Source organism: Pseudomonas sp. H3(2019) (assembly GCF_007713465.1).
In the GTDB taxonomy this organism is placed as follows: Bacteria; Pseudomonadota; Gammaproteobacteria; order Pseudomonadales; family Pseudomonadaceae; genus Aquipseudomonas.
In genome coordinates, this window is record NZ_VMSG01000030.1 from 12531 (window position 1) to 26243 (window position 13713).

16 protein-coding genes are annotated in these 13713 nt (G+C 56.2%); 7 read left to right on the forward strand and 9 right to left on the reverse strand.

Annotated elements, in window-relative coordinates; translation table 11 throughout:
* Positions 1 to 43 precede the first annotated feature (43 nt).
* From FPT12_RS24120 to FPT12_RS24135, 4 genes are all read right to left on the reverse strand, one after another.
* Positions 44 to 547 carry an inclusion body family protein gene (locus FPT12_RS24120; RefSeq protein ID WP_145021004.1) on the reverse strand — a complete coding sequence of 168 codons (504 nt, stop codon included), beginning with the start codon at positions 545 to 547 and terminating at the stop codon, positions 44 to 46.
* A 316-nt stretch (positions 548 to 863) separates the two neighbouring features.
* Positions 864 to 1046 (reverse strand): hypothetical protein, encoded by a 183-nt coding sequence (locus tag FPT12_RS24125; RefSeq protein ID WP_145021007.1) that lies wholly within the window; start codon positions 1044 to 1046, stop codon positions 864 to 866.
* Positions 1047 to 1060: 14 nt separating this feature from the next.
* Positions 1061 to 2257, reverse strand: a complete 1197-nt coding sequence (locus FPT12_RS24130) for a DUF1501 domain-containing protein (RefSeq protein ID WP_145021009.1) — start codon at positions 2255 to 2257, stop codon at positions 1061 to 1063.
* 21 nt (positions 2258 to 2278) lie between these two features.
* Entirely contained in the window at positions 2279 to 3811 is a 1533-nt protein-coding gene (locus FPT12_RS24135) for a DUF1800 domain-containing protein (RefSeq protein WP_178098877.1), read from the reverse strand.
* Between the two features lie 306 nt (positions 3812 to 4117).
* On the opposite strand from FPT12_RS24135, the gene FPT12_RS24140 reads away from it, so the two are divergent.
* Together FPT12_RS24140 and tam are read left to right on the forward strand one after the other, a co-directional pair.
* Positions 4118 to 4447 (forward strand): YXWGXW repeat-containing protein, encoded by a 330-nt coding sequence (locus FPT12_RS24140; protein WP_145021012.1) that lies wholly within the window; start codon positions 4118 to 4120, stop codon positions 4445 to 4447.
* 297 nt (positions 4448 to 4744) lie between these two features.
* Positions 4745 to 5515, forward strand: a complete 771-nt coding sequence (tam, locus tag FPT12_RS24145; protein ID WP_145021015.1) for a trans-aconitate 2-methyltransferase — start codon at positions 4745 to 4747, stop codon at positions 5513 to 5515.
* 35 nt (positions 5516 to 5550) lie between these two features.
* On the opposite strand, the gene FPT12_RS24150 is transcribed toward tam, so the two are convergent.
* From FPT12_RS24150 to FPT12_RS24160, 3 genes are all read right to left on the reverse strand, one after another.
* Positions 5551 to 5958, reverse strand: a complete 408-nt coding sequence (locus tag FPT12_RS24150; protein ID WP_145021018.1) for a type II toxin-antitoxin system HicB family antitoxin — start codon at positions 5956 to 5958, stop codon at positions 5551 to 5553.
* 31 nt (positions 5959 to 5989) lie between these two features.
* Positions 5990 to 6172, reverse strand: a complete 183-nt coding sequence (locus tag FPT12_RS24155) for a type II toxin-antitoxin system HicA family toxin (RefSeq protein WP_095082823.1) — start codon at positions 6170 to 6172, stop codon at positions 5990 to 5992.
* A gap of 324 nt (positions 6173 to 6496) precedes the next feature.
* On the reverse strand, positions 6497 to 6835 hold the full coding sequence (locus FPT12_RS24160) for a hypothetical protein (protein WP_145021021.1): 339 nt from the start codon (positions 6833 to 6835) through the stop codon (positions 6497 to 6499).
* A 448-nt stretch (positions 6836 to 7283) separates the two neighbouring features.
* Here FPT12_RS24160 and FPT12_RS24165 point away from each other — a divergent pair, with 448 nt between their 5' ends.
* Genes FPT12_RS24165 through FPT12_RS24185 form a run of 5 tightly spaced genes read left to right on the forward strand, consistent with a single transcriptional unit; the run spans position 7284 to position 12325 of the window.
* Positions 7284 to 8747, forward strand: coding sequence for a cytochrome c oxidase subunit II (locus FPT12_RS24165; RefSeq protein ID WP_145021024.1), 1464 nt, complete (start codon positions 7284 to 7286; stop codon positions 8745 to 8747).
* Positions 8748 to 8789: 42 nt separating this feature from the next.
* Positions 8790 to 10565, forward strand: coding sequence for a cytochrome c oxidase subunit I (gene ctaD / locus FPT12_RS24170; RefSeq protein WP_145021148.1), 1776 nt, complete (start codon positions 8790 to 8792; stop codon positions 10563 to 10565).
* Entirely contained in the window at positions 10562 to 11254 is a 693-nt protein-coding gene (locus FPT12_RS24175; protein ID WP_145021027.1) for a cytochrome c oxidase subunit 3, read from the forward strand. Before ctaD ends, FPT12_RS24175 begins: the two co-directional genes overlap by 4 nt.
* A gap of 6 nt (positions 11255 to 11260) precedes the next feature.
* Positions 11261 to 11974 (forward strand): heme-copper oxidase subunit III family protein, encoded by a 714-nt coding sequence (locus FPT12_RS24180; protein ID WP_145021030.1) that lies wholly within the window; start codon positions 11261 to 11263, stop codon positions 11972 to 11974.
* A 33-nt stretch (positions 11975 to 12007) separates the two neighbouring features.
* A complete protein-coding gene (locus FPT12_RS24185; protein WP_123582582.1) occupies positions 12008 to 12325 on the forward strand; it encodes a cytochrome C oxidase subunit IV family protein in 318 nt (105 codons plus the stop codon).
* Positions 12326 to 12370: 45 nt separating this feature from the next.
* Here FPT12_RS24185 and FPT12_RS24190 read toward each other — a convergent pair whose 3' ends face one another.
* Together FPT12_RS24190 and FPT12_RS24195 are read right to left on the reverse strand one after the other, a co-directional pair.
* Positions 12371 to 12931, reverse strand: coding sequence for a magnesium transporter (locus tag FPT12_RS24190; RefSeq protein ID WP_145021033.1), 561 nt, complete (start codon positions 12929 to 12931; stop codon positions 12371 to 12373).
* 197 nt (positions 12932 to 13128) lie between these two features.
* A complete protein-coding gene (locus FPT12_RS24195) occupies positions 13129 to 13398 on the reverse strand; it encodes a hypothetical protein (RefSeq protein WP_054596089.1) in 270 nt (89 codons plus the stop codon).
* Between the last annotated feature and the right edge of the window lie 315 nt (positions 13399 to 13713).

Consider the following 13713-nt stretch of genomic DNA (forward strand, 5'->3'; position numbering starts at 1 on the left):
GAGGCAGAGGGGAAAGCCCCTTGTCGCCAAGGGGCCGTCCAGATCAGTTACGGATGGTGATGAACGGATCCCACGAGCAGCAACCTACAATCTGGCAGTCCCGATCCACGATCAGGAAGTTGAAGTGATAGGTCACGCTGCCGGTGGCAAGGGTTTCCGAAGACCAGTAATAGTTATCGACTTTCTGGCAGCTAGGCACCGAGGGGTTGCTGGCGTTTGGCACGGCAACACTCGCAGTGGCTTTGCGCATGGCCGGTGTCGAAATCAGCTCATTGCCCGCGTTGCCAATGAACTTGTAGAAAATCACCGATTTTTCGAAGCTCTGCGACAGGCTGGTTTCGCGCCAGCGAATCAGGTCACCGACCGAGGCTTTCAAATTGAGTTCGCCACCGGCCTGGCCATTGATCACGTTGTCCCGGTTGGTGACCATGTACACGTGATTGACATCGATCATTGTTGGCGCAGCAGGGTTTTTGCTGATGTTCGGGTAGTTTTTCAGAATGGATTCGGTGTCGATCGAAACAAGCACATCCGTGACTCGAGACATAGTAAAGCTCCTTGTTCATAGTGAGCGCCTGGCATCTACCAGACACAACAACGCTTGATTGTCTTGCGACTGTTGTTAAGCGCGCTATTACGGGGAACCCACCGATCACAGGGTACGAGCTGGCCTGGCTCCTTGCCTATAAAAGTGACCGGCCCGGGTTCCTTCCAACAGGCCGCGTCTGGAATATAGATGCCCGTCTTAAGCTGTCAAAACAGATGGGGCTTCGTTCGACGAACGGTCGTTTTGCTTCTGATTTCCGATGATTTGGCGATAAGGAAATGGCGATCCAGAACGTTTTCCAAGCGTTGATTTCCCTCTAAATTATGTGCCATTGAGCAACGATTACCGATCCCGGCAGCCTCACTTCCAGGGTGTCGGAGAATTGACCATCGATGGTTTTGAGCAGGCCTTGCGCCGATGTTCGACCCTGGCTGATGGCCTTGAGTCCGGAGCTTGCGACCATCAGCGCCTTGAGGTCTTTTAACGTAATGCGGTGCATATTTCTTACGCCGATCAGAGCAACTGCAATGCGTCCGGACGCGCACCGGGAAATACGTTCTGCAACTGCGAAGCGGATAAGCCCCACGTCCTGCCAAGTAAACCACCGAGCAGGTTCCGATAATTGTTGAGCACCGGGTAATCGCGGTTTTGCAGCAGGCTTTGTGGGTTGACCGCCACCTGTTCACCCACGATGCGTCCACCGCGAACGTTGCCGCCAAGTACCCAGTACACCGTGCCATGCCCGTGGTCGGTGCCCCTGGCGCCGTTTTCACGAAAGGTGCGGCCGAACTCCGAGACCACCACCACGGTGGTGTTGCTCCATTCATCCCCCAGCGCCTGGGCATAGGCGACCAGCCCTTCTCCGAGGTTGGCCAGGTTGTTGGCCAGTTGGCCACTGGTGCTGCCTTGATTGACGTGGGTATCCCAGCCGCCGACATCGACGAAACCCAGTCGGTACTGGTCGCGCATCAGCGTCGCCATGCGCCGGGTCTGGGCCGCAAAGTTCTGCGCATTCGGCGCACCACGATTGGCCTTGACCATCTCTTCTTGCAGATCCTTTGACACCTGCTGGCGAAGTTCAAGGCCACCGGCTGCGGAGGCGGCATAAGGTGTGTTTTGGTACATTGACGAAAGAATCGCCGATTGCCGAGCATCGAAGGCCGGTTTCGAGGCACCACGCAACGAGATGTTAGGGATGGCGTTGCCGCCCTGAAAACTCAGGGGTAAAGCATCGGTGAAGGCAATGGGCGCACTGTTCGGCACCTGACGCGACAAGCGCGCAAGAAAGCCCGAGTCGTAACGGTTACGCTGTTGGCTCGGTTCGCCAGACTCGATGTTGTCCTGGGTTTCGAAGTGACTGCGGGACAAGTCATCGGTCCCGGCGAACGGCACGAAGGCGATCTGCTTGCGTTGCCACAACGGATAGATCGAATCACGTAAAACCGGGTTCAGGCCCCAATGGCTGTCCAGCGCAATGGCGCTGTTGGGGTTATGCGTGTCCGGGCGGGCAATGGCGAGAGTCGGACGCGACTCGTAGTAAAAGTCGCTGGAACAGGGCACCAGCAGGTTGTTGCAGTCGTAGCCGCCGCGCAGAAAAACGATCAGAAAGCGCGGTGCCGAAACGGGGGCGGCGAACAGCTTTGCACTGAACGACAACGACGGCAGCGTCGCGGCTGCCGCAGCGGCAATCAGCAGTTCTCGACGATTCATGGCGGCACCTCATTACGCAACTTAGCGGTTATTGAAGTCAGGTGAGGCGAGCAAAAAGGTGTTCCATTCCTGAGGCGACACGGCCTTGTTCAGCGCGCCAAGGGTCGCTGCTGCAAGGTGTGGGGAGATGGCCTCGTAGAACAATGGTGTGGTGATCATCGGAAACCCGGGGCCGGGCAGGTTGCTACCTTGCGGGGTAAACAATCGGTTATCCCCGCGTCCGATTGCCCGGGCGATTTCGAAGCGTTTTGACATCTGCCCTGAGCTCGACCAACCGCTGGATTCCAGAGGCCAGCCGTCCGGTGTCACGCGACCGAATACTGGTTGTCCCAACTGATTGAGCCAATTGATCATCGGCCTGGCGTTGGCCAGCGGCTTACCGTCATAGGCCAGCCGCACCGCCGACACCACAAACTGCATCGGGTCCTTGAACCTGGTGCCAGCGCTTTGCAGCAACTCTTTCGATTCGAACAACGTACGCATCACTTGGGCGATATCGCCGTCGCTGTCCTGGAAGGTCTTGGTCATCCGTTCCACCAGCGCAGGCGACGGCTGATCGGCAACAAAGTATTCGGCCAGCCGTTGCGAGACAAAATGCGCACAGGCTTTCTGCCGGGTGATCAACTCCACGGCCTGACGGATCTCGTCAAAGCCGCTGCCCCTGATCGGATGGCCGAGCAGTACCTTGTCGCTAAAGTCGTGACGACGAGGATTGAATTCGAACAGCCCTTCGCGCACCACCAAGGGCTGTAACCGAGGAGCAAACTTTTGCGTACGACCATCGAGCGGCATCAGCCCGGCGCCGGTCAGAATCAACGCCAGTTGCTGCACGTCTTGCTGGGTATAGCCTGAGCCGACGCCCAGGGTGTGCAGCTCCATCAATTCGCGGGCGTAGTTCTCGTTGACCTTGCCCCGGGCATTTTGCGCGTTGTCCAGGAACTCAAGCATCGCCGGACTCTTGAGGGTGGCCATCACCAGGTCCTTGAACTTACCCAGTGCGTGTGGGCGGATTGCATGTTCTGCGTAGTCCGCCGTCAGCACCCGTATGCGACCTTTGCCCTGAAACACGCTGAAGTGGTTGAGCCAGAAACCCACCAATTGCTCTTTGAGCTGATTGGGCCCATACACCGCACGCAACAGCACGGCTTCACGCGCTTGTTCTGCGAGTTCGTTGGCTTGTTGTTGTGCGTCTTTTTTCGCGGCGTTTTTGGCGTCGCCTTCGGGCATGGCCTTGAGCTGTTCTTGCTGGCTCTTGAATGCCAGCAACAAGGATTCGGGTGATGTGCTCAATACCGGATAACTGTGCAACAGCGCGTTGATTGCCGGTGGCAGCGGGTCATTGATGCGGTCGGCCAATTGGGCTTGAAGCAGGCCCTCGCGTCCCATGCTGCGCAAGCGCGCCAGGTTGGCGGCATCCAGATCGAAGCCATCGCGGCGCAGCCAGGCAATGTCGCTCGGATTGAGCGCGGCGGGTGTACCGGCCGAGGCCAGTGTGGGGAACAACAAGCAGACCGACAGGCACAACGGGCGAAAAACGGCATGTGGCATGTGCATGTAGGAGGTTCCCGAGTATCAAGAGAGACGTCGACAGCAGCCAGTGTAGTTTCCACCCGTGCAGCTGACGCTATGCTGAATAACGTACATCTAGAACAGCTCGACAAAGAAGACGTTGCACTTTTTCTTGCAGGTTCTGCGAGCTGTGGAAGGTCAACTTTTCTTTACACAGTTCCTGTGGGTGGGTTCAGGTATTAGACAGATATCTGCTGGTACAAATATTCATACGCCAAGCAGGAGCGCGGCGGTAAAGGGGGCATGGTTTTACGGGGTTACTCTATTGGCCGATGAGCCTCAGGAGGCAGCATGTTGTTACGTTACGCGGCATTGGTAGCAGTGGTCATCGCGGCCTCCGGTTGCGTACAGGAGCGGGTGGTTCATGACCGGCGTCCGCCGCCACGCGAGTACGTCGAAGTCATCGCACCGCAGCCACCACCGGTCCAGGTGATCGAAGTGGAGCCCGCGGGCCGGCCGGGTTATGTCTGGTCGCGCGGTTACTGGCGCTGGGAAGGCGGGCGTTATGTCGCCGTTCGCGGGCACTGGGAACCGGAACGCCGAGGCTATCGTTACGTGCACCCGCATTGGGAACCGCGCAACGATGGCTGGCATTGGCAAGGCGGGGGCTGGGCCCACTAGAGCCAGCGTTTCGCCGAATCAAAAAGAGCGACCTTCTCAGGTCGCTTTTTTATTGTGTTGTGGTCACGATTTCGCAGCGTTGACACTGATTTCGTAGCAGCTGCCGTGCTCTCGTCGGAAGGATGGCCGGAGGCGTTACCGACCAGGTCTACCGGACATCGGCGTAACCACCTTCACCACATCACCCACCCACCGGATCTTGACGAACTTGGCGGGTCCGTCGCTTACTGGCGCCCCACGAGCGAAACGCAGAGTCTAGCGCGTCGCTCATGTCCTGATCCGTTACAGGAGTCCGCGATGAGCTGGTCTGCCAAACAGTATGTGGCTTTCGAAGATGAGCGCACGCGCCCGGCGCGCGATTTGCTGGCGGCTATCCCGAACACCGATGCGCATTCGGTGATCGACATCGGCTGCGGCCCCGGCAACTCTACCGAATTGCTCGTGCAGCGCTTTGCCAATGCCGCGGTGCGTGGACTGGACAGCTCGGCCGACATGATTGACGCCGCCCGTAAACGCTTGCCGGACGTACGCTTCGACACTGCCGATATCGCCGCCTGGAGCGAGCCCGGCCCGTTCGATGTGATCTTCGCCAACGCGGTGTTCCAGTGGTTGCCTGACCACGCCACGCTATTGCCGTCGCTGGTGTCCAAGCTCGCACCGGGTGGCAGCCTGGCGATTCAAATGCCTGACAACCTCGATCAACCGTCGCATCGGATGATGCGTGAAGTCGCCAGTAAGGGGCCTTGGGCCAGCAAGCTGGCGGACATCGCCGGGCAACGGACGACCCTGGACGATGCCAATACCTACTACCGGATGCTGTGTTCGTGCGCCTCGCGCGTCGATGTGTGGCGCACCACCTACCATCACCCGCTGGAGGGCGGTCCTGCGGCCGTGGTCGAGTGGTTCAAGGGCAGCGGTTTGCGGCCGTTTCTTGAACCGCTCGACGAGGCGGAAAAAGCTCAGTACCTCGAGCAATATCTGGCTGCGTTAGAGCCATTCTTCCCGGTACAGGCCGATGGTTCGGTGTTGCTGCCGTTCCCGCGTTTATTCATTGTGGCGACCCGCTAAAGGCCGTTGTTGCATCGGGCCTGAAGCTGTTGCCCTCAGCCCTGCTGCAACACTTTCAACGCCGCCGAGGCCAGGAAGCCGGAACGGCTTTTTTCTTCCGGGTGATGCAGCACGTATTCGTCGATACGGGTCAGCAGATAGCCGGGCAGGGTGATGTTGAGTTTCTGCGCCTTGCCCAGGTACTTGGTGACATCGATGTCCACCAATGCCCAGGTAACGCCGGCGTACTGCGGATTGGCTGCATGCACGGTGACTTTGTTGGCGGGCGGAATCGCCGAGCCGTCTTCGGCGAGTATCTCGAAGTGGCCTTCGATGGCTTCGCGCGCCATGGCGATCGCATCGTCCAGGTCCTCGCCGGCCGAGAAGCAGCCCGGAATATCCGGCACTTCCACGCCCCAGGCGTGTTCGTTATCGCCCATTGAAATCGCAATTGAGTAAAGCATGTTCGTTGTCCTCTGGGTGCTGTGCGCCGATTCAATACAGCAGGGCCTGTTGCAGAATGCTGACGGCTGTCTTGGTCAGTAAATCCTTTTTAGGGTGCGGGACGGTGACCAGACCAGGCTTCGTTGGATGCTTGAAGTGGTGGTGACTGCCTCTGACCCGTACCAGATACCAGCCGTCTGCGACGATTTGGGTTATCAAATATCGGCTATTCACATCACTTCCCTGTGCTGTGTAGGTGGTTACTATACCTACTGAAAATAAATTATCAACACTATAACCACCGCTGGTGGCGACAGAATGGATGAGTGGTAGGGAACAGTGTAGGAACCACCGCAGGACACGGTGTCCGGGAGCAGCGCTGGAGTGTTTCTGATTCCTTCAACGCCAGGGCAACGTGTGATGTTGCTGAACGACGGGCGTAAAAAACCGGTCACTGAGGACCGGCTTTCTTGTCTCTGCATCTTCTGTTTAAAAGGTGAGTTTTCGACACCGCGCTCCCCCCGCAGAGAAAAACCGAGGCCGAGAATCACGTAGTCGCTACTCAAGCAGCTGATCAATCAATACCGCGTTGGTATAGATCAAGCTTCCATCGCTTGCTCGATGTCCGACCAGATGGAACTGACCGCGCCCATGTTGCAAATAGACGCGCATTTGGCAGTCGGACAAGGGGCCGTATTCCTCTGGCATGATCAAATCCATTGAACTCATGTCGACATCGACCATGGCTTCAGGCTCAAGGGTCTTCTGCAGGCGCCCTTCAGCTTCCTCCAGGCGCAGATGGAGGGGGCCATCGACGTTAAAATGGACTTCTCCCACCGGGGTGGACTTTTGGTCGCCGCTGATTTTGCACCAGCCTTCGATCGTCAAGGCACTCATGACGGAACCTCCATTGTGGACTGCGGGACTCTGTAGCTCGGGCCGCTTCTGGCCGATCTCTGCCGTCCCTGATCAGAAATTGAGTATAGCTGGCAAGCGGGCCTCGCTTGGGATGGGGCGGGCTCGACTCTGATTATTTTGACTGATCGGAAACAAGTCGCTATGCCCAATTGAGTACCGGGGGACGTGATGCTGAGTATCTATAGTTATAGGGGGTGAATGGATTTAAATAATTAACTTAATGATGGAGTTGTAATCTTCGAACATCAGGTTCTTCAGGAAAAGCGCTTGTTTCGTTCATGCACTATACTTCTTGCTGACTCTACCGTCAGCAGCAGGGGTGCTTGTCTACCTTGCTGGTGCGTTAGATGTATGTTGATGTGATGATGCGGTTAAGTGGCGATGCTGTTGCATAACCAACGAGTGACAGGAACAGGATGAAGAGAAAATGGCAATAGCAATTATCTTGATTCTAATCGTTGTTGCATCAGTGTTGTTCAATATTCTGGCACCTTGGCATGCGACACCGGCCGCTTCCAACTGGGGGTCAATAGACACCACCCAGTTCATCACCCTGATCATCAGCGGAATATTTTTCATCGCCGTCACAGTATTTATGGCGGTCGCGGTGATGCGTTATCGTCACAAGGAGGGCGCCAGGGCGGCTTACCAGCCAGGAAATAAGAAGTTGGAGTCATGGTTAATTATTGTTACTTCGGTCGGTATTGCCGCGATGTTGGCGCCAGGTCTGGTTGTTTACAGTGATTTTGTCCGAGTGCCAAAACAAGCTTATGAACTTGAAGTGCTCGCCCAGCAGTGGCAGTGGGCCTTTCGTTTTCCCGGTCGGGACGGGAAACTGGGCAAGTCGGATATTAAGTTTGTTGATTCCACTAACCCCTTCGGTCTTGATCCCAAGGATCCTGCAGGGCAGGACGATGTGCTAATACTAAACAATGAAGTTCGCCTGCCGCTTGATCAGCCGGTAAAAGTTTTACTGCGTTCCAAAGATGTGCTGCACGATTTCGATGTACCGCAAATGCGCGGCAAGATGGACATGGTGCCGGGGATGGTGTCGTACTTTTGGTTTACGCCGACTAAAACCGGGGAATATGAAATTCTGTGCGCTGAATATTGTGGCGTAGGGCATTACAACATGCGCGGTCATATGATCGTGGTAGAACAAAACGCCTTCGATCAATGGCTGAGCAGCCAACCGACTTTTGCGCAGACATTAGCGGCAGCGGCCAAGCCCAGTCGGGACAGCATGCTGGAAAAAGGCCGGCTGTTGGTCGAGAAGTACGGCTGCAGCGCCTGCCATAGCCAGGATGGCAGTGCCAGTCTCGGCCCGGGTTGGAAAGGGTTGTATGGCCGCGCCGAACAGCTCGCCGATGGCACCAGTGTGCAGGTCGATGAGGCCTACCTGAAAGCGGCGATCCTCGATCCGAAAGCCCGACGGGTACAGGGCTACCCGCCGGTCATGGTGGCCTATACTCTCAATGAAGATGAACTGGGTGCTCTCGTTACCCTGATCAAATCACTGGGTACCGCGCGCCAAGGCGATGAGCTTTCTGCCGCAGTTGAAGACTTGGTGGCGCAAGGACAGCAGCTGGCCAAGTCGTTCGGCTGTCTGGCCTGCCACAGTGTTGATGGCAGCAAGGGCGTCGGCCCCAGCTGGCAGGGCCTGTATGGCAAGACAGAAACCCTTGAGGACGGTACGAGGATAAAGGTCGATGAGGACTATATAAAAGAATCGGTTCTTAAGCCTAATGCCAAAATCGTCAAGGGCTATGCGCCCATCATGCCTACCTTTACGCCGAGTGATAAGGAGTTGAGCGCACTGATCGCTTTTATCAAGTCCAAAGCGAATGCCGACGCTGATGCGAGCAAGGCGGGGCCAGGAAAGCAGCCGTAAGCAGCCAGCAATACACCGAAACTTCAGTAGGAGGATGACGTGATGGCCTATGCGGAGCAAGCCGAAACAGAAGCACTGCACGAGCCCAAAAGTTTCCTGACCAAATATATCTGGAGTCAGGACCACAAGGTCATCGCCATTCAGTATTCCTTGACGGCTATATTCGTGGGCATCATCGCCGTGGTGTTGTCCGATTTGATGCGCTTGCAGATAGGCTTCCCCGGTAGTTTGGGATTCATGGACGCCAGTACTTACTATCAGGCGATGACCATGCACGGGATGATCATGGTCATTTACTTGCTGACAGCCTTGTTTCTGGGTGGCTTCGGCAACTATCTGATCCCGCTGATGGTGGGCGCCCGGGACATGGTCTTCCCCTACGTCAACATGCTGAGTTACTGGACTTACCTGCTGGCGGTTCTGGTGTTGCTCGCCGCTTTCTTTGTCCCGGGCGGCCCCACGGGTGCGGGTTGGACGCTTTATCCGCCGCAGTCCATTACCAAGGGGACACCGGGAACCGACTGGGGCATCGTGCTGATGCTCGTGTCACTGGCGATTTTTATCGTCGCAACCACCATGGGCGGGTTGAACTACGTCACCACGGTGTTGCAGGCACGCACGCACGGCATGACCTTGTTTCGCATGCCGCTCTCCGTATGGGGAATCTTCATGGCCTCGATTATGGCCTTGCTGGCGTTCCCGGCGTTGTTTGTCAGTGCGATCATGACGCTGTTCGACAAGCTGTTGGGCACCAGCTTCTTTATGCCGGCAATCATCTCGCTGGGGCAGCAGCTCGATCACCAAGGTGGCAGCCCGATATTATTCCAGCATCTGTTCTGGTTCTTCGGCCACCCGGAAGTCTATATCGTTGCTCTCCCGGCGTTTGGTCTGGTCTCCGACTTGATCAGCACGCATGCGCGTAAAGGTATCTTCGGCTACCGAATGATGGTGTGGGCCATTATTGCGATTGGCGTACTCAGTTTTGTGGTCTGGGCACACCATATGTATGTCAGCGGAATGAACCCGTACTTTGGCTTTTTCTTCGCCACCACCACCTTGATCATCGCGGTGCCGACCGCACTGAAAGTCTACAACTGGATTCTGACCCTGTGGCGGGGCGACATTCATCTGACCGTACCGATGCTGTTTGCCCTGGCCTTTATCGTCACCTTTCTGGTCGGCGGTCTGACGGGGTTGTTTCTCGGTAATGTGATCGTGGACATTCCGCTCTCGGACACCTATTTCGTCGTGGCCCATTTTCATATGGTCATGGGTGTCGCACCGGTACTGGTGGTGTTCGGCGGCATCTATCATTGGTTCCCGAAAGTCACCGGGCGCATGACGAACGACACCCTCGGCAAGCTGCATTTCTGGATTACCTTTCTCGGCACCTACGCGATCTTCTTTCCCATGCACTACCTGGGTTTCCAGGGCATGCCACGCCGCTACTACGCCTATGACAACTACGCGTTCATCCCGCAGTCGGCGCAAGAATTGAATTCTTTCATTACGGTGGTCGCATTGATCGTCGGCGTTTCCCAACTGCTGTTCCTGTTCAACCTGGCCTGGAGCACTTTCAAAGGCAAGCCCGCAGGCAGTAACCCCTGGGGCGCAGCCAGTCTGGAATGGCAAACGCCGGACACCCCGCCGGTACACGGTAACTGGGGCGCGAAGCTGCCGGTCGCGCATCGCTGGGCCTACGACTACAGCATGCCGGGAATAGACCAGGATTTCGTTCCGCAAACGGTCTCCGACGAGGAGCTGGAGCAGATGCGGCAACTCAGTGCAGGAGCCAGGATTGCGGACGTTAAAACATGAACGGGCTGCTATTGAGAAACGCCGACGGTGCTGACCCCGGCGGTAGTTGGAGTGGTGGTCCTGAGGATATTCAGGCTGCCGAGGCTGCCGATAGAATCCAAAACGCAAGGGTCGGCCTGCGCTTGTTTCTGGCCGTAGTGAGCTCGTTATTCTTTCTCTTCCTGGTCGCCTTTATCGAGCGCTCGCAAATGGCCGACTGGCAACCTCTGACGGAGCCCTTGGCGCCGTTAGCCAATCTATGGCAGCTATGGCTGAATTCGGCTTTTCTGGTATTCAGCTGCATCGCACTGCAGTGGTCGCGTATGGCCGCCCGACAGGGTCGACTGGACGCAACGGTCATTGGTTTTGCATTAGGGGGCGTATTTGCAGTTGCCTTTCTGACGGGACAACTCTGGGTCTGGCAGCAGTTTGTCGCCTGGGGCTACTTTGTCGCCAGCAATCCGGCCAATAGTTTCTTTTACCTGTTGACCGGCCTGCATGGGTTCCACCTGCTGGGCGGACTGATCGCCTGGAGCAGAACCGTCGCTAAATTCCTGCATCACATACCGTTGCCGCAACTCAGCGCCAGCGTAGAGCTCTGTGCCACCTATTGGCATTACTTACTGGGTCTTTGGTTCGTGCTATTCGCTCTGCTGACCAGTACGCCGGCAACCTATGAAGCCATTGCCAGATTCTGCGGCCTGAGGTGAAAAACCATGGCATCGCCCCCGCTAGCCCCAGTCGAGTCCAGTTCATCCAACCCACCCAGCTCGCCGCCTGCAACGGGATGGCAGGGCATCGCCAACGACTGGGCCTCGGACAGAGAGGCTTTCAGGCAGGTGCCTTGGGGCAAGGCGATGATGTGGATATTCCTGCTCAGCGATACGTTTGTATTTACCTGCTTTTTAACCGGCTACATGTCGGTACGCATGACGATCACCAGCGCCTGGCCGAACCCCAGTGAAGTGTTCGCATTGACGATCGGCGGTAGAGAAATCCCGCTTATTCTGATCGCCATCATGACCTTTGTGCTGATCAGTAGCAGCGGCACCATGGCCATGGCAGTCAATTTCGCCTATCGCCGCGATCGCGCGAAAACCGCTGCCCTGATGCTGGCGACCGCAGCCTTCGGTGTGACCTTCGTCAGCATGCAGGCATTTGAATGGAGCAAGCTCATCGCAGAAGGGGTGCGTCCCTGGGGGAACCCCATGGGGGCGGCGCAATTCGGCGCCAGCTTTTTCATGATTACCGGTTTCCACGGGCTGCATGTGTCAGTCGGCGTCATCTACCTCAGCATTGTGGCGCTGAAGGTATTGCGCGGAGATTATGAGCGCTCCGGAAACTATCAGATCGTCGAGATAGCCGGGCTTTACTGGCACTTCGTGGACCTGGTGTGGGTGTTTATTTTTGCTTTCTTCTATTTATGGTAGGTCGTGAACAGGTTCTGAAGAGGAGCACTGATGATGGCGCATACTCAGGGGCAGCAACATCCAATCAGTTTGTACCTGAAAATCTGGGGGCTGTTATTCGTCCTCAGCACGCTGTCGTATCTTGTCGACTATTTTCACTTCCAGGGCTACCTCCGGTGGTCCCTGATCATCACGCTCATGTTGTTGAAGGCAGGTTTAATTGTCTCCATCTTCATGCACATGGCCTGGGAACGGTTGGCCATGGTCTACGCCATATTGGTGCCACCGTTGTGTTTACTGGTGCTCGTCGGACTGATGGCCACCGAGGCAGACTATGTGTTCCTCAGTCGGGTGATTTTCTTCGGCCAATAAGCGACGTCCGGATGGCACTTCCGGATGGCCTCAAGCCTCCAGGGGCTAACCCGATATCACTCGCTTGAACTGATGCCATTTGTGCTGCCAGGCTACTGTCCAGTGAGGGGCTGCCGTTCCCGTGCCGGCGATCTTCAGTCTTGGATGATGTTCGATCACCCGGTCCAGTACCGATTCCTGATCCGGCTCAACATCCACGAAGAAGATATGTTTGCCCTCATCGACCACCTGTTTAAAACTGCGGAAGTGAGTGTTCGGCACCTGGATACCAAAAAAACCACCTTCCCAGATGCTGAAGCCCACTATAACAACGGCCAGGAAGATGAAAGGCATCCAGCCTGCGACGGATTGGGTCCACCCCAGCCAATAGGCGCCGCCAAGGACCAGTGCCGCGAGTGGCACACCGACCGCCGCACCAATCTCGCCAGAGTGAACAGTATCCTGTTTCATTAACGAGTTAACTTCGTGGAGGTGATGTTCTTCAACATCAGCAACCTCTTCACTGAGCACATGAATTTGTTCGGTATTGATGCCGTTGGCTTCCAATTCATTTTCAACAGTTTCAAGATCGTCGAGATTGTCACTGATGTAATAGTGCCGATTCATACCACACCTCCCATCTCGTGTTTGCTGTAGACCTCCTCTGTCCGGCAGCCGTTAACTGAGATTTGCAGTCGGTATCTGTACCCGTGGGGGACGTTGCAGACTTCATGCAATTCGAAAGAAGTATAGCACTCGCTATCATGCGTGGTTTTCGCTGTCAAGACCTGGAGGGGGCGCCGAAATGGCGCCCCCTTGTGACGTCAGGACGGTTCTGCATCCATACGTCGCGCAATCACATCCAGCACATCGCAACCGTCGCGCAAAGGTATGCAGCAGAGCAATGCGAAGTCGCTGAGAATGACCGAGTCAGTGGTGATGTCACCCCGCATCGCGAGGTTTTCCAGAATCTGCGTCACGGCTCGGATTCTGTAACTGGCCGTGCTGAGCAGTGAATGCAGCGGTTGAGTGGTGTTGACGAACAGGGAGGGTAGGTCGTCGGCGTTGCTGGTTAAAGCCATATATTCATTCATGAGTAGAGCTCCATTGAGATAAGAGGTCTACCACTCAATCGTCGCCAAACGAAAAGGGTGGCAGCTGTACGCAGGTTGGCGAACCGGACAATGGACAACCCGGCAGACCCGAAGATCTCCCGCGCACAGCTACCAAAATGCAGGCAGCTAAGTGCTTTAAAGCGCTCCGAAAACTGATCGGAGGCTTTTGTACATTGGCATCGAGTCGCCAAACCCGAAGCGCCATTTTGGCGCCGGCTCGACTATAGGCCTCGTTGCAAATGCACAGCAATGCGCAAGTGTACGGACAATTCCCAGTGTCGTGTGGGACATTGC

Bases quoted from the DNA above. Each gene is read 5' to 3' on its own strand.
- FPT12_RS24120 (WP_145021004.1), bottom strand. From the start codon at position 547: ATGTCTCGAGTCACGGATGTGCTTGTTTCGATCGACACCGAATCCATT.
- FPT12_RS24150 (WP_145021018.1), bottom strand. From the start codon at position 5,958: ATGCTTTACTCAATTGCGATTTCAATGGGCGATAACGAACACGCCTGG.
- FPT12_RS24160 (WP_145021021.1), bottom strand. From the start codon at position 6,835: ATGAGTGCCTTGACGATCGAAGGCTGGTGCAAAATCAGCGGCGACCAA.
- ctaD (WP_145021148.1), top strand. From the start codon at position 8,790: ATGGCCTATGCGGAGCAAGCCGAAACAGAAGCACTGCACGAGCCCAAA.
- FPT12_RS24130 (WP_145021009.1), bottom strand. From the start codon at position 2,257: ATGAATCGTCGAGAACTGCTGATTGCCGCTGCGGCAGCCGCGACGCTG.
- FPT12_RS24140 (WP_145021012.1), top strand. From the start codon at position 4,118: ATGTTGTTACGTTACGCGGCATTGGTAGCAGTGGTCATCGCGGCCTCC.
- FPT12_RS24180 (WP_145021030.1), top strand. From the start codon at position 11,261: ATGGCATCGCCCCCGCTAGCCCCAGTCGAGTCCAGTTCATCCAACCCA.
- FPT12_RS24175 (WP_145021027.1), top strand. From the start codon at position 10,562: ATGAACGGGCTGCTATTGAGAAACGCCGACGGTGCTGACCCCGGCGGT.
- tam (WP_145021015.1), top strand. From the start codon at position 4,745: ATGAGCTGGTCTGCCAAACAGTATGTGGCTTTCGAAGATGAGCGCACG.
- FPT12_RS24125 (WP_145021007.1), bottom strand. From the start codon at position 1,046: ATGCACCGCATTACGTTAAAAGACCTCAAGGCGCTGATGGTCGCAAGC.
- FPT12_RS24195 (WP_054596089.1), bottom strand. From the start codon at position 13,398: ATGAATGAATATATGGCTTTAACCAGCAACGCCGACGACCTACCCTCC.
- FPT12_RS24190 (WP_145021033.1), bottom strand. From the start codon at position 12,931: ATGAATCGGCACTATTACATCAGTGACAATCTCGACGATCTTGAAACT.
- FPT12_RS24185 (WP_123582582.1), top strand. From the start codon at position 12,008: ATGGCGCATACTCAGGGGCAGCAACATCCAATCAGTTTGTACCTGAAA.
- FPT12_RS24165 (WP_145021024.1), top strand. From the start codon at position 7,284: ATGGCAATAGCAATTATCTTGATTCTAATCGTTGTTGCATCAGTGTTG.
- FPT12_RS24135 (WP_178098877.1), bottom strand. From the start codon at position 3,811: ATGCACATGCCACATGCCGTTTTTCGCCCGTTGTGCCTGTCGGTCTGC.